Source organism: Oxynema aestuarii AP17 (assembly GCF_012295525.1).
Taxonomy (GTDB): domain Bacteria; phylum Cyanobacteriota; class Cyanobacteriia; order Cyanobacteriales; family Laspinemataceae; genus Oxynema; species Oxynema aestuarii.
Window position 1 is genome coordinate 6,193,459 of record NZ_CP051167.1, and the last position, 14,621, is coordinate 6,208,079.

Sequence of the window (14,621 nt, forward strand, 5' to 3'; positions counted from 1 at the left end):
ATAAATTATGGCCACTGTTTACGAACTCCATCCCGAAAATCCTCAAGTTCGGCGCGTCGAAGAAATTAAAGAAGCGCTGCAAGATGGGGCAATCTTGCTCTATCCAACCGATACAGTTTACGCGATCGGCTGCGATATTAACGTCAAATCTGCGGTGGAACGAGTCAGACAGATCAAGCGACTGTCGAATGACAAACCACTTACATTTTTAAGTCCTTCATTGTCGAATATTGCCGCTTACGCGACGGTCACCGATCCAGCGTATCGCATTATTCGGCGTTTGATTCCCGGTCCGTTTACTTTTCTGCTGCCCGCGACCAAGTTGGTGCCGAAACTGGTGATGGATCCAAAACGCAAAACGACCGGGATTCGGGTTCCGGATAGCAAAGTTTGTCTGGATTTGCTCGAAGCCTTGGGCAATCCGATTATTTCGACCTCGGCCCACTTGCCGGACGACGACATGGATCGCAACGGGTATGCCGGGAAAGCGGAACTGTTCGATCGCTTTGACAAGATGGTCGATGTGATTGTCGATACCGGAGAAGACCCGGGCTATCAGGTTTCGACGATTCTCGATCTGACTGGAGAGGAACCGCAAATCGTGCGCGAAGGCTTGGGAGTCGAAGAGGTCTTTAGCTTGGTGTGAACCTGGGGAGTTGGGAAAATATTTTTTGATACCTGTCCGATGCGGGCAGGTTTTTTATTTCGTTTCCCCTTTATTTCCCGGTACGGCTTGCCCCCAGAGGCGATCGCCAGAGAAATATACCTAATGCGGATCGGAGCGGGCGATCGAGATTGCTGTGAACCTTGTCCGGATCGGGGGGGTAGCGATCTGAAAAGAAACGTTGTGTTTCCCTATCCCAGTTTTCGAGGATAACCGTGTGCCATTTCACCATCTGTTTCCGGGGTGCCGAGCCAGTTCGTCAACTGTCCCTCGAAAAATAGCTCATTTCCCCGGGATGAAACCCCCTCAAATGCAGACACCGCCGTCTACAGTCCCTTCCTCATCCCTGTCTGTTCTATACCAGTTCGAGAACAGGCAACCCGGTCGAACTAAAGTTTTCCAAAACTTGGGAGAGTCGAACTATAGAAAGCGGCGATGAATCGAGGCGATTCAACCGACACGCGGACTGTTATCAACGTCCCTTGCGGTCTGTCGCTGAATTTTAAAGATGGTGCGTTACCCGAGGCAAAAACATGAACGTCAAAACTGCAAAAACCCCCAGCTACCGAACCAAAAATTCTCAAGTTTCCCAAGGACAAGCGACCCCGGCTGAAAGCGATCGAGATGAAAATCCTACCCCCGAACTCAGCCCGGAAACGATCGCTCAAGGGATGAGTGTCGAAGAACTCACCGAGCAAGTATTCGACGAACTCAGCCAAAAACTGACCAACAAATCCAAGAGTGCCGCAGGCGTGGCCGATCGCATCGCTAAAGAAGTCGAGCGCATTTGTCAAAAAAGCAATCGCATTCAAAATTCCGGTCAGATCCATTCTTGGCAGTTGACCTTAGCCCGTCACCGGATGCAAAAATGCTTGCAATACCACAAACTCGGTTCCAAACAAGGACGGGTGGAACTGCACGCCCAACTTAGCTCGATGGTTTACCGTCACGTGGCGCCGATGCACTCTCGCCTGAGCTTCCAAGCGCGCTACAACTTGATCGAAGATTTCTTGCAAGGGTTTTACATCGAAGTGCTGCGCGCCTTCCGTCGCGAACACGACGTGGCCGAAAATTACACCCCGCGCACCCAGTTGGAATTGGCCGAATATATGGCCTTTACCGAACATTACGCCAAACGCCGGATTACTTTACCCGGTCGGTGCAACCAGCAGTTAGTGGTGTTGCGCGCTCAAGGATTCGCCCACGGTCAACCGCCGGAAACGTTGGTCGATATCGAACAAGCGGTGGAATATCCCAAGGGTGAAGATGCTCAGATTCAAAGTCGCTCCTATGCGGCGCAGCAAGTACGCGAGCAAATGGTGGCGGATACGGTGGATCCTTCGGAAGCGGTCTTGCGCGATCGCGTCATCCAAGAGTTGGTGCAGTATCTCGAAGCCCAAGGTCAATCGGACTGTGTGGACTATTTGGTTCTCAAACTCCAAGACCTCGCCGCCCCGGAAATCGACGAAATTCTCGGTTTGACGGCTCGCCAGCGCGACTATTTACAACAACGGTTCAAATATCACGTCGAAAAATTCGCCCGTTCTCATAACTGGAAACTCGTTCACGAGTGGTTGGGGGCGGATCTAGATCAAAATTTGGGCATGGCTCCCCAACAGTGGGATGAGTTCTGCAAGGCGATTACCGACGAACAACGCCAACTGATCGAACTCAAACGCAATGGCAGCAGCGATCGCGAAATTGCCGACGCGATTCGATGCACGCCGAAACAAGTTCAAAAACGCTGGTCTGCCCTTCTCGAATTAGCTTGGCAAGTCCGCAATACTGAAAATAAAGGGAAGTGATGGCGAGTGAGATTGTATTTCGGGGCCATCTACACGGTCTCAGTCAACAGGTGGAGGTTGGAGTTGGCAGGGCACTCATCTGGCCCGCCGGAGGGGAAATCGGGAAGGGGGAATCGGGAGGGTTTCGGGCAGCGCTCTCGGCAACCTACCCCCCGATGCGGTAGGGGAGGATCGCGGGAATCCTCAGAACTGTACACGATAACGGGCCGATTCAAAGGCCGAGCCAAACAACCAAGCTAAGATCGCTTGGTTGTTTTTTTTACTGCCCGCGACGGGATTAAATGATTGCATTAAGTGACAAGGACTCGCCTTTTCGGCAGGGGCGATCGCAGACCGTCTCCCGAGGGGAATCGCGCTGTTGCACCGTTTAGCACTGCCCTGGAATCCCTCTAGGTATTTTGGCTCGGTAGCGACAAACCAGAAAAAATTATTAAAATATGTAAACGCAACGAAAATCCAGTCAGTACCCCGCTCTAAAGAGACGGGGCTTCGTGCCTCTCCTTTAGTAGGGGCGTTTCGTGAAACGCCCCTACGTTTCGTGAAACGCCCCTACGTTTCGTGAAACGCCCCTACGTTTCGTGAAACGCCCCTACGTTTCGTGAAACGCCCCTACGTTTCGTGAAACGCCCCTACGTTTCGTGAAACGCCCCTACCCAGCCTAAGCCCTTCGAGGGCTACGTTATCGGTGAAAACAAATTTCCTCATCGGGAAGTCTTTATGTTTGTAAGCCATAAACGGCGATCGCCTTCCCGGAGCGATCGTCACTGATTCGTTCACAACAACGAGATTCAGGGGGTTTGAGATTTTCTGTCCGTACACACCAGACTTATAGATAGATTTATGAGTGTCAATCTGACTTGCAGTGCTGTATCCTTCGACCCTAGCGTCAAGCAGCATGTTAGCGACCCCTCCCAAGATCGGGGGGCGCTTCAAGAAACTTTCCAACAGATCGACGCGCACAGTTGCCCGCGATCCTATAACTTCCACATGCACACCACCGCTTCCGACGGGCGCCTTTCCCCAGAAGCACTCATGCAGCAAGCGGTCGATATCGGTTTGCAAGGGCTAGCCATTACCGACCACCACAGTGTTAGAGGGTACCAGATCGCCCGCCATTGGCTCGATCGCCGCGCCCAAGACCCCCGTCACCTCGCCGGGGAATCTGCCGACCTGCCCCAGTTGTGGAGTGGCATCGAAATTAATGCAGGCATCCTCGATATCGAAGTTCACATCCTCGGATACGGATTCGACCCCGAACACGAGCGGATCCAACCCTACTTGAAAGGATATCCCGTGCGGGGCAAAGATTACGAAGCCAAACAGGTCATTCGTGCCATCCAAACCGCAGGGGGTTTAGCCGTTTTAGCTCACCCGGCCCGTTACCGACGGCGCAGCCCCTCTCAGTTAATTCCCGAGGTCGCCCGCTTGGGAATCGACGGGATCGAAACCTACTATGCCTACGACAATCCCGATCCGTGGCGCCCGAGTTCCAAGCAAACCGCCCAAGTCAAACGACTGGCGCAGCAGTACGACTTATTGCAAACTTGCGGTACGGACACCCACGGACCGAATTTGTTGATGCGCTTGTAGGGATTTGGGGAGATGGGATCGACTTTCTCCCCACTCCTGCAATGAGCTTGGCGATTACCTCCGAGTGGACTCAGAGCAATAGAGCGATCGCCGCAGTCGAGCATTTGACAAGTCAATGAGAAGATTTCCTAGCTTTCAGCCACTCCATGCCCACATTTTGAGGCGATTTTTAGCATTTTTAGCATTTTTGGGAGCATTAGGATTGTTGTTACCCCTCCCCACCCATGGGTTAAGCGTCGATGACGTTCCCAATCCGCAACAAGAATATGGGGGTTGGGTCGCGGATATGGCTCAGGTTCTCAGTTCCGACACGGAAGCACAAATCGATCGCCTAATTGAGGATTTAGAAGCAAAAACCGGGGCTGAAATGGCCGTAGTTACCGTTCCAGAAACGGCACCGTCTCCCTCTCCAAAACAATTTGCTACCGAACTGTTTAATCACTGGGAAATTGGCAAACAAGAAGAAGATAACGGCGTTTTATTTTTAACTTCGTTGAGCGATCGCCGGGTGGAAATTGAAACCGGATATGGAATCGAGCCGATCCTTCCCGATGCTGAAGTCGGTAATATTTTAGACCGTTACATTCTGCCGAAACTCAAAACCGATGATTTTAATGGCGGCATTTTAGCTGGAACTCGCGCGATCGTCGAGAAATTAGAACAAGAATTACTATTTTCTCAAGCAGAATCTCAAGCAGAAATTAATAAGATTGCAGACAGCGATCGCTCTACAACGGTTTTGCGATCGCCGCTCGCCTGGATACGAACCATGGGCGCTGGCGCGATCGGGATTGCTAGTTCGATCGCGATCGCTCGTAAATTAGCCAACAACAATCGAATCGAACCCACCGGGCGATCGCGCTACAAAAACGATTCAGGAAAGGAAAATTCTCAAGGATCTTTTTTCTATCGCGCCAATTTTATCGCCGTTTTTTGTTTCACGATTTTAGTCAACTCTTTATTTCCAAATTTAGCTAATTTTTGGTTTATTTTAATCGCCTTTCTCCTTTTAGCTTGGATTGCCAAAACTTACAGCTTTATTCCGGGATTTGAAGTTTTCGTAGGAACCATAGTAGCGACGAGCATAATTTATGTCTTTTTAAATGGCTTGATCGAACCCTTGTTCGGCTCTACATGGGCAAATTTTATGTTTTACCCCTTAATTAATGCTACCTTCGCGAGTTTTCCACTCTCAAGCTTACTCGATCCTAAAAAATCCTTTTTAACCAATTCAAATAAAAAATATCGCTGCAAAAAATGCGATCGGCTCATGGAACCTGTAGATTGGCAAACTCTAACAGCTTATTTAAGCCGACCTGAAAAAGTAGCCGTAGATTTAGGCAGTCTCAAAATAGAAGGGTGGCGGTGTTCCCAGTGTAGCGCCTCATTTGAATTACCTTTTCATATTTGCATCGATCGCCTTCCCGATGAACGCGATCGCTTTAAATGCTGTCCGAACTGTCAAGAATTAACGATGGTTGAAGACTATAAAACCACCGTTATGCCGACCGATTCACAGCCGGGAAAACGTAGATTAATCACGGAATGTCATTGTTGCGACTATAAACAAGAGCGCGAAATCACGATTCCCCCTTACTCCCATTCTCACCGTTCCCATGGGACAAGTTCGAGTCGCACTCACCGCAGTGGTTCCAGTTATACCGGGGGCATTTTTGGCGGCGGATTTGGTGGCGGTTCTGGTGGCGGTGGTGGCGGCGGTTCCAGTGGTGGCGGTGACTTTGGTGGTGGGAGTTCCGGTGGCGGCGGTGCAGGCGGAGATTTCTAACTCAAAAATAGACATACAGCACTTCGCGATCTGATGAGGTACAGTGCCCGATCCCCCTTTCCCCCCTTCGCCCCCCTTTCAAAGGGGGGTTGGGGGGATTTAGGGGGATCTAAATGGCTTGCAGAGCAGAGGAAAATGCTGTAGCACCCCAATCTTAAAAACTGGAAAAATTTAACTATTCAATGGGCAATTCAATGATAAAAGTAGCCCCCGTGTCTCCCTCACTTTCACAATAAAGGCGACCGCCATGCTTTTCGACGACAATTTGATAGCTGATGGACAGTCCCAGTCCGGTTCCTTTCCCGGGGGGTTTGGTGGTAAATAAATAATCAAAAACGTGGGTTTTCACTTTCTCGGGAATCCCCGGTCCGTTATCCGAGATGCGAATTTGAACTCGCTTGTTTTCGGGAAGTTCGCAGGTTGAAATCGTAATGATATTAGGAGATTCGAGCATCTCGTCCCAAGTTCGTTTATCGCTATATTCGTCTAACGCATCGATCGCGTTGGCGAGCAAATTCATAAAGACTTGGTTGAGTTGTCCCGGATAGCAAATCACTGCGGGTAATTCGCTATATTCTTTGCAAATATCGATATCTGGACGGAATTCGTTCGCTTTTAAACGATGTTTTAAAATCAATAAGGTACTGTCGAGACCGTCGTGGAGATTAAAGGCGACTTTAGTGGAAATATCGGCGCGCGAAAAGGTTCTTAATGAATTGCTTAAGTGATAAATGCGATCGGTTCCTTCTTTCATGGAGGCGACGAGTTCGGGAACGTCGGCGACGAGGGATTCAAAGTCAACTTCGTGAAGTTTGGCGCTAATTTCTTCGCCGGGATCCTTAAATTTATCTCGATATAACTCGATCACTTCAATCAGTTCGCTGATATAATCTTCGGCGATCGCCACATTTCCTGCAATAAATCCGACAGGATTATTCATTTCATGAGCGACTCCAGCAATGAGCTGACCGAGAGCGGACATTTTTTCACTTTGAATTAATTGGGTTTGAGCTTGTTGGAGTTGATATTGACTGTTGCGTTGCTGTTGAACCTGCTCTAAGGCGCGATTCATCGTAATTTCTAAATCTTCAAAATCGATCGGCTTGTTGAGAAAATCAAACGCCCCTCGATTCATCGCCGTTCTGATATTTTTCATATCTCCATAAGCCGACAGAACGACGGTTTTAATGACATGACCGAGATCGTGAATTTTATCGAGTAAAGTCAGACCGTTCATTTCCGGCATATTAATGTCAGTAATGACGACCTGAATATCCGGCTCTTCTTCAATTTGTTTTAAGGCTTCAACCCCATTTTGAGCAAAAAAGAATTCGTATTCGTTTTTACGCAATTTTCGCCTGAACTGTCGGCGAATCAGACTTTCGAGAGAGGGTTCGTCATCGACAAATAAGATTTGCGGGGCTTTTTGCTCTTCCATGTCTATATTGTTGAAGATCGATTAAATCATTTTTTAGGTAAAAAGATAATGAATTCCGTATGAGAATCGACTTCGCTTTTAACCTGAATGTCTCCTTGATGGGCTGCTACGATCGTATCATAGGCGATCGACAAACCCAAACCCGTCCCTTCTCCGGGGGGTTTTGTGGTAAAAAAGGGATTGAAGATTTTATCGAGAAATTCGTCAGAAATTCCGACACCATTATCGCGAATATGGATTTCAATACCGCTTTCTAAGTTAACCGTTTTAACGATAACCAAGGGGACGAAACTGTCCCCAATTTTTTTCTGCTTGGCATAAGCAGCATCGCAGGCATTGGTTAGAATATTTAAAAAGGCACGACTGATATATTGAGGAACCACATAGAGTTCGCCAATCGAATTATCGTAGTCGGTTTCTAAGGTCATTTCAAAGCTTTTGTCGCGAGCTTTGAGACTGTGATAAACTAGCTCGATGCTTTCTTTAAGAAGGGCATTAATATCGGTAGCTTCCCGATGACCCGTTTCATCATTCTGGGCGTGCATCAACATCCCTTGAATAATTTTTTCAATTCTTTGTCCGTGGCTGCTAATATCGGTTATACTTTCTTTGAGTTCTCCGAAAATATCGTTAATTTCTTCGACGCATTCTTCTTCTAAGTATTCTAATTGAGGTTCTAATTCTTCTATAATTTCCTCGGTTAATTCAACCGAAATACGGGCGAAGTTATTGACGAAATTAAGTGGATTTCTGATTTCGTGAGCAATTCCAGCAGCGAGGGAACCCAAATAAGCCAGTTTTTCTTGAGCGATCATTTGCTTTTGGGCGGCGGTCAGTTTTTCCAGGGTATGTTCTAATTGTTGGTTTTTCTCTCTTAATTCAAAAGTGCGCTGTTCGACTTTTATTTCTAACGTTTTAGCGTAGTCTTCGATGCGTTTGTGGGAGAGTTTTAAATTATCCCAAAGGGTGTATCCGGTGTTAACAATTGTGGCGGCGACGAGGGAAAAAAAGGCGGGAATAATGGGAATCCACCAACTGCTGAGAAAGGAGAGATAACCGATCGCCAGGAGGCTCGTGCTGGCGATCGCGATCCGAGTGCCCGTCCGTGGAAAAGAGATTTTAGCGAGCTCGTTTTCATAGTACCACTGACAGATAATCGTGGTTCCGATCGCACTCCAGGCCAAAATCCAAAGCCATTCGAGCAGTTCGGGCCAAGTTTTCAATTGAGATCGCCCTTCCAAGGCTCCGGCAATAATTTGACTGGTTAAATTGGCATGAACTTCGACCCCGGCCATCGCTTCGGGAAGCCCCATAAAATCGCTACTGTAAGGGATCAATAAATAGTCTTTTAAACTTTCGGCAGTCGAACCGATTAAGATAATGCGATCGCGGAAAAAATCCGAAGGAATACGCTCTTCTAAGACTTCAAATAAAGACACGCGATCGAAGGTGTGACTCGGTCCTCGAAAATTCAATAAAACTTGATAACCGCTATCTTCCGCTCCCACATAGCCGCCGTCGTGGGAAGAAAAGGGAGAAAATGAAGTTTTTCCCAAAACAATGCGGGTTTCTCCCTCCAGTTTCGGTTCGATTCCCCGCTCTTTTAAATAAATCCAAGCCAACCGAAAAGCTAAACTATAAATAATATTGCCATTTTCATCATCTAAGTACAAAAAAGCCCGTCGAATCTTGCCATCGGCATCCCAGGGAAAATCGTTGGCGGCGACGCGATCCAAACGCGCGAGAACGGGAGGCGGGGCGACCCCTTGACGGTTGCGATCGCCCACCGCTTTTCTAATACCAATTAAATTTGGGGTCGATTCAAAAACTTCAACTAATTCATCGTAACCGGGGTCTACGGGTAAGTCGCGATAAATATCCAAGCCGATCGCGGCGGGATTTTGGGCTTTAATTTTATTGAGTAATTGCGCCAACAAGCGATCGGGAATCGGCCAGGTTCCGACTTGGCGCAAGTCCGATTCGGTAATACCGACGATCGCGATGCGTCGGTCCGGATCTTCCAAAGGGCGCCAATCAAACCAGCGATCGAACAAAGACAATTCCAACATTTGAAATAAACCGATCGCCCGTAACACGATCAAAGTTATCCCCACCGTCGGGGCGATCGCTAGAATCCGGCGCCATTGTCCTTGTTGCGCTCGCAATTTTTTCCACATACGACCCAGGCTAAAATTGGCACTCAAGGCGATTGGACTCGTGAGCCGTTCAATCCCATTTTGATTCTAAGGCTCAAATTTGAAAGGGTCGAACGGCTCACAACTTGCCTCTGGACTGAATATAGCCGCTCGAAATCGGAGATCGCTCCCCATCACTTCCCTGAAAGACCCCTCGCTCGCTTCTCCGACGAGGAATCGAAATTCCCCAAGGGAGTTCCAACCCCTTACCAAGGGCTACCAATGGTCGTAAACCCGGCCCAATAATAGGGATGTGTCAAAGTTTTAAGATGGCTGCCACTAAATTCGGGGGGTAAGGGAATCGTACCGAAACTGCCGACGAGTTGACCGTCCTTGAGATACAATTCGCCGCTTAACATCGCGATTTGGGCTTCCCGTAAAGCTTGCGCTTTAAGTGGGACCGATCGCAACGAATGATAAAACTCGCTCATCAGTCCCAGGGTTCCGGTATCGTTGGCATACCAGAGACTGGCGATCGCCGATTTGGCGCCGGACTGCACCGCCAACCCCGCAAAGCCAAATTCCGCCTCGCGATCGCCTAAAGCCGTGCGACAGGCGCTGAGGACGAGCAATTCCACCGGGGGATCGTGCCACGGTAAGGCGGGAATGTGATCGAGGCGTAACTTTTTATCCCATAACTGGAGATACGACTCTTGGATCTGACCTTTACTAAATTGCCCGTGAGTGGCGAGGTGGACGATTTGATAAGGAAATTCCTGCCGTTGTTCCTTCAAATTTTCTAAAGTGACCGCTTGATTGAGGAAGCTTTTCCCGGGCCAGATATTTTCGGCGATCGTGCTAATTTCCAGAGGAACTGCAGGTAAGGGGGGCTGATCCTGGAATTGGGAAACCCCCATCGCCAAGATTGACGCATTGTTTAACGACTGGTAGCGGGTATCGACCAGATGCAAACTGGGAATCAAACTGAGATTGTAGCGTTCCACTAAGAAGCGATCGCCATCGTGCAAGGCGGCGAGGGGAAGACTGCGTAAATGCTCGTCCATGCTGAAGATCAGCGTATCGATCTCCAACCGTTCTAAATCGTCGGCGAGGGGGGCGAGCATCCAGTTGTAAAGTTGTTGGGACGGTTCGAGATAGCGGTCCGTGCGCCGTTGGATCGGACTGACGATGCGATCGAGGAACGTCCGAACCTCTTGCAAGAGGCGAATTTTGGGCGCCTCGACGATGCGCTTGTAAATGGGATCGCCGACGAGGGGCACGAGAACCACTTCTAAATAGTCCGATCGCGCGAAAGTATAAATAATCGCCGAGCGATCGCCCGTCAGTTCCGCCATTTCTTGCTGGCGCAGTTGCATCGCCGGAAAAGACAGATAAGGATTGGTCGTTTTGACCCCTAAAAAGCTCTCGAACTCTTCGCTGTAGAAGCGATCGAGGGTTTCGATCGCCCCGGGAATATCCCCTCGGTCGAACAAGTTTTCGATCTCGCTACGGGTTGTCAATCGCAGAACCGGGCGATTGGTCAAATTGTTGTTGACCCGATCGCCGAGAACCCCACGATCGCCCATCTCGCGATCGCCCCACGAATTCCCCTGAGTTGACCCACTCGGATAACTCGGATCCACCTGTAAAATCTGCTCCGGTTGCACCGCATTCGGTCCTTGGGCGATCGGCGGTTGGGCCACGGGGTTGTTCGGTGGCGGTTGAGCCGGATTTTCCGGTGCGGGGTTCGGATTGGAAGGCAACGGAAACAGGGCATCCACTGGAATCGGCGCATTCGGGTCGATCCCGCCGATCTCCGGAATCGATCCATTTTCCGGGCGATCGCCCCTCGCCCTCTCCGGAAGGGGGGACGTCTCGGGAATCGGAGGAACGCTCACTCCCTCTATCGGTTCCGGACTTACGGGGTTGGGCGCTTGAGATCCGATCGTCGGGTCGATCTCGCGATCGAGCGCCACGGGGAAATCAGCCCGTTGGGGTGGCGTCCCGTCGTTGTCAATCGGGGAATCGCTAGAGGAATCCTCGGTTTCCGACAGGGGGGCAATATCTGGCGCAGGTTCAATTTCTATCGGTGGAGGAATCGGAATTGTCGGTTCGGGAGTCTCGTTATCGGGAGTCTCGTTATCCGGATTCTCGTTATCGGGCGTCTCGTTATCGGGCGTCTCGTTATCGGGCGTTTCGTTATCGGGCGTTTCGTTATCGGGCGTCTCGTTATCGGGAGTCTCGTTACCAGAATTCCCATTGCCCGGAGTATTGGGCGTTGGGGGTTCCTCAATATTAAATACCCCTGCGGTTCCGGTGGCCGTATTACTCGGCAAATCGATATTTACCGGGGTCGTGTAAGCGTCGTAATTGAGATAGTCGTTGCCATCGCGACCGTCGATCGTACCGCTAAGGCGCGCGCCGTCACTAAACACAAATAAATCGTTGCGGTTTCCGGCGACTAAGTTTTCGATATTTTCAAATCGTAAACCGTTGGCATAGCCGCTCACGGTGCCACTGTTGAGACCAGACAGGGTCCAGGTCGTATCCCGATCGCCGCCGAAGAGCGTGTCGCCGCCTCGGATGAGTACCGGGAGGTTGAAGGGGTCGCTGGTTCCCAGACGCACGTCTGCGGTCGAGTCGGCAGTCCCGATCGCGATTTGCTCGAACCCGGAGGCGATCGCACTCAAGGTATTGCCGGAGAGTTGCAAGGCGTCGGAATTGCTCGCCGTGGTTCCCACTTCGATATCGCGATCGCTTGGGGGTTGGAAAGAGACTTGTCCGGTTCCCGTCACTGAATTGGCACCGCCAGACAGGGCGATCGCGTTGGCAATTAAGCTTAAATCCGAAGCAACAACATCCCCTGCAACGTCGATCGTTCCCGTGTTGGCGTCGATGGCGATCGCTCCGGCGACGCCTTCCTCACTTCCGGCGAGCAAGTCTCCGGTCTCGATATCTCCCCCTTCACTATCGAGGGAGATATCGCCGCCAATTCCCGACAGCGAACTCGAATCGAAGATCCCCGTGATGACTTCGATCGTGCCATCTCCCCCGGCGGATACGGCGATCGCCCCCCCGGTTCCGGCGCCACTCGAATTTGAAGTCAGATCGCGAGTGCGAATATCCCCATTACCCGTCCTCAAGGTAATGGCACCGCCATCCCCCGCTTGCGAACTCGAATCGAGAACGCCGGGGTTGATTTCGATCGCCCCGTCTCCGGTCGTTTCCAAGAGAATCGCGCCCCCAGATCCGTTATTGGACGTCGCGGTGAGGTCGTTGTTGGCGATATTAATCACCCCATTTTCCGTACTCAGGGTAATGGTTCCGGCGTCGCCATCTTCCGCGCTAGTATCGATCGCCCCCGACGCTTGCAAGCTAATCTCGCCGCTTCCCGTGGTAGACAGGTTAATCTCGCCGCCGGAGTTGTCCCCTGTTGCGGTAGCGATCAGCTCCCGCGCCGTGACGTTGCCCGAACTGCCGATTAAGGAGAGATTTCCCGCGTCTGCGTCTTCGAGGGCGGTATTAATGATGCCGACTTCAACGCTGACCCCCGAAATCGTCAAATCTCGCCCTTGGGTATTGATTTCGCTATTTTGATTCATCGAGAAAGCGCCTTCGCCGGACTGGTCCGCATCGGCGGTAAAGACGATCGACCCGCCGGGAACGAAGGTCAAATCGACGTTATTGGCGATCGTAATATCATTGGTGGCTTCGAGAATAATATTGCCGGATAACTGTTCGAGGGTAGAGGCGCTAATGTCGATATCTTGATTTTCGCCATCTTCCTCCGTACCGAAGAAATCGTCTGCCAGGATTTGTGGGGGTTCCTGACTCAACGCCGCATCGACCCCGTCCGAACTGTCGCCACTGACGATCGTAATATTTCTCGGATCGAGCAGGAGCGTCCCCCAGAGGCCCTCGGGGGCGCTCAAATCGGCGCTCCCGTTAAAAATGAGCCGTTCTTTGCCGGAAATTTCCACAAAGCCGCCATTGCCGCCGTTGCCGACCCCCCGGGCTTCCACGGTTCCGCTAAAGCGGGTGAGATCGTCGGCCCAGATGATAATCCGACCGCCATCTGCACCGGAATCGGCGCCCGCGATCGCGTTAGCTTTGACCGTCGAATTCGAGCCGATCGCACTCTGGCGGGCTGTGGGGAGGGTGCCGCCGCCGCGCAAGTCGCCCCCGATCCAGATGTCGCCACCTCCGGCGATACTCGAAGCATCGATCGCCGCGTCCAAGACGCCGACGCGATCGCCCAACACCTGAATCGCGCCGGGGGCGATCGTCCTTTGGGTATGGGCGACGCTGAGATGACCCGAGGCGATCGTCATCCCCGCTTCCGGCGTAATTTTAGCCGTAGAACCGCTCAAACTCACGGTTCCGTCCGGATTGAGGCGAACCCCGGTAGCGTGGCTCAACTGGCCTCCCGTCAGTAATTCGGCCAGATCGGGAGGGGTCAACAGAGGGTTTGCGACCCCTTGAGTGTCGAGGTCCAAGCTCAAGACCATCCCGGTTTGACTGAGGCGGACGATGCCTTCCCCGGGAACTGCAGCGAGAGAGATTTGACCCCCCGGGGCGCTGAGGGTTCCGGTATTGATGACCGTGGCGCCGCTCAAGCTGAGGGTGGCTCCCGGAGTGACCGCCAAGTGACCTGCATTGAGAGTGACCCCGGGGCGATCGCGATCGAACGCAAAGGCATTGGGCGAACCGAGCAGACGGTCGAAAACCGGAGCCTGGGAAACATCGAACCAGCCCCCCTCAAAGCCAATCCCCGTGGCAGTGGTGGCAAAAAAAGACGCCGGAACGTCCAAACGGGCTTGAGACCCGAAGACAATTCCGGCAGGATTGAGCAAATAGAGATTAGAATTGCCCCCGCTCACTTGAAGCAATCCGTGGATAACCGAGGGATCGCCACCGACCACCCGAGTTAAGATGTTGCGAATCTGGGGATCCGACAAAAAATTGGCTGTTTGACCCGGATCTAGCCCAAACTGCTCGAAACTGTGAAACAGGTTGGCACCGTCAGGCGATCGCCTGCCGCCATCAATATCAAAACGGTTGCCGTCAGGGGTAACGACAGTTCCCGTACCGTCCGCCGCCGGGATCGGAGTTTGCGTCCGTCCCGGTGCGGCCCCTAAAAGAGTCAAACAAATCGGTAAAGTCCACAACCAACGGTGATGGGTTACCCGTGACGACACGATGG

At 51.4% G+C, this 14,621-nt stretch carries 7 protein-coding genes; 4 read left to right on the forward strand and 3 right to left on the reverse strand.

Going from position 1 to position 14,621, the window contains the following annotated elements; genetic code table 11:
• Positions 1-7 precede the first annotated feature (7 nt).
• The 4 genes from HCG48_RS24765 to HCG48_RS25610 all read left to right on the forward strand — a co-directional run bounded on the left by HCG48_RS24765 (position 8) and on the right by HCG48_RS25610 (position 5,845).
• On the forward strand, positions 8-646 hold the full coding sequence (locus HCG48_RS24765) for an L-threonylcarbamoyladenylate synthase (RefSeq protein ID WP_168571562.1): 639 nt from the start codon (positions 8-10) through the stop codon (positions 644-646).
• A 551-nt stretch (positions 647-1,197) separates the two neighbouring features.
• Positions 1,198-2,469 (forward strand): HetZ-related protein, encoded by a 1,272-nt coding sequence (locus HCG48_RS24770; RefSeq protein WP_168571563.1) that lies wholly within the window; start codon positions 1,198-1,200, stop codon positions 2,467-2,469.
• 840 nt (positions 2,470-3,309) lie between these two features.
• On the forward strand, positions 3,310-4,059 hold the full coding sequence (locus HCG48_RS24775; RefSeq protein ID WP_168571564.1) for a PHP domain-containing protein: 750 nt from the start codon (positions 3,310-3,312) through the stop codon (positions 4,057-4,059).
• A 115-nt stretch (positions 4,060-4,174) separates the two neighbouring features.
• Positions 4,175-5,845: a TPM domain-containing protein gene (locus HCG48_RS25610; protein WP_210437129.1), complete on the forward strand. Its 1,671-nt coding sequence runs from the start codon at positions 4,175-4,177 to the stop codon at positions 5,843-5,845.
• Positions 5,846-6,020: 175 nt separating this feature from the next.
• On the opposite strand, the gene HCG48_RS24785 is transcribed toward HCG48_RS25610, so the two are convergent.
• The 3 genes from HCG48_RS24785 to HCG48_RS27055 form a co-directional block, all read right to left on the reverse strand.
• Positions 6,021-7,283, reverse strand: a complete 1,263-nt coding sequence (locus HCG48_RS24785) for a hybrid sensor histidine kinase/response regulator (protein ID WP_168571565.1) — start codon at positions 7,281-7,283, stop codon at positions 6,021-6,023.
• A gap of 26 nt (positions 7,284-7,309) precedes the next feature.
• Entirely contained in the window at positions 7,310-9,487 is a 2,178-nt protein-coding gene (locus HCG48_RS24790) for a CHASE2 domain-containing protein (RefSeq protein ID WP_246259750.1), read from the reverse strand.
• A 197-nt stretch (positions 9,488-9,684) separates the two neighbouring features.
• A complete protein-coding gene (locus HCG48_RS27055) occupies positions 9,685-14,616 on the reverse strand; it encodes a CHAT domain-containing protein (protein WP_168571566.1) in 4,932 nt (1,643 codons plus the stop codon).
• Between the last annotated feature and the right edge of the window lie 5 nt (positions 14,617-14,621).

What these genes read in the sequence shown, in the direction of transcription:
- HCG48_RS24765 (WP_168571562.1), top strand. Translation starts at nt 8, where the DNA reads ATGGCCACTGTTTACGAACTCCATCCCGAAAATCCTCAAGTTCGGCGC.
- HCG48_RS24770 (WP_168571563.1), top strand. Translation starts at nt 1,198, where the DNA reads ATGAACGTCAAAACTGCAAAAACCCCCAGCTACCGAACCAAAAATTCT.
- HCG48_RS24775 (WP_168571564.1), top strand. Translation starts at nt 3,310, where the DNA reads ATGAGTGTCAATCTGACTTGCAGTGCTGTATCCTTCGACCCTAGCGTC.
- HCG48_RS25610 (WP_210437129.1), top strand. Translation starts at nt 4,175, where the DNA reads ATGAGAAGATTTCCTAGCTTTCAGCCACTCCATGCCCACATTTTGAGG.
- HCG48_RS24785 (WP_168571565.1), bottom strand. Translation starts at nt 7,283, where the DNA reads ATGGAAGAGCAAAAAGCCCCGCAAATCTTATTTGTCGATGACGAACCC.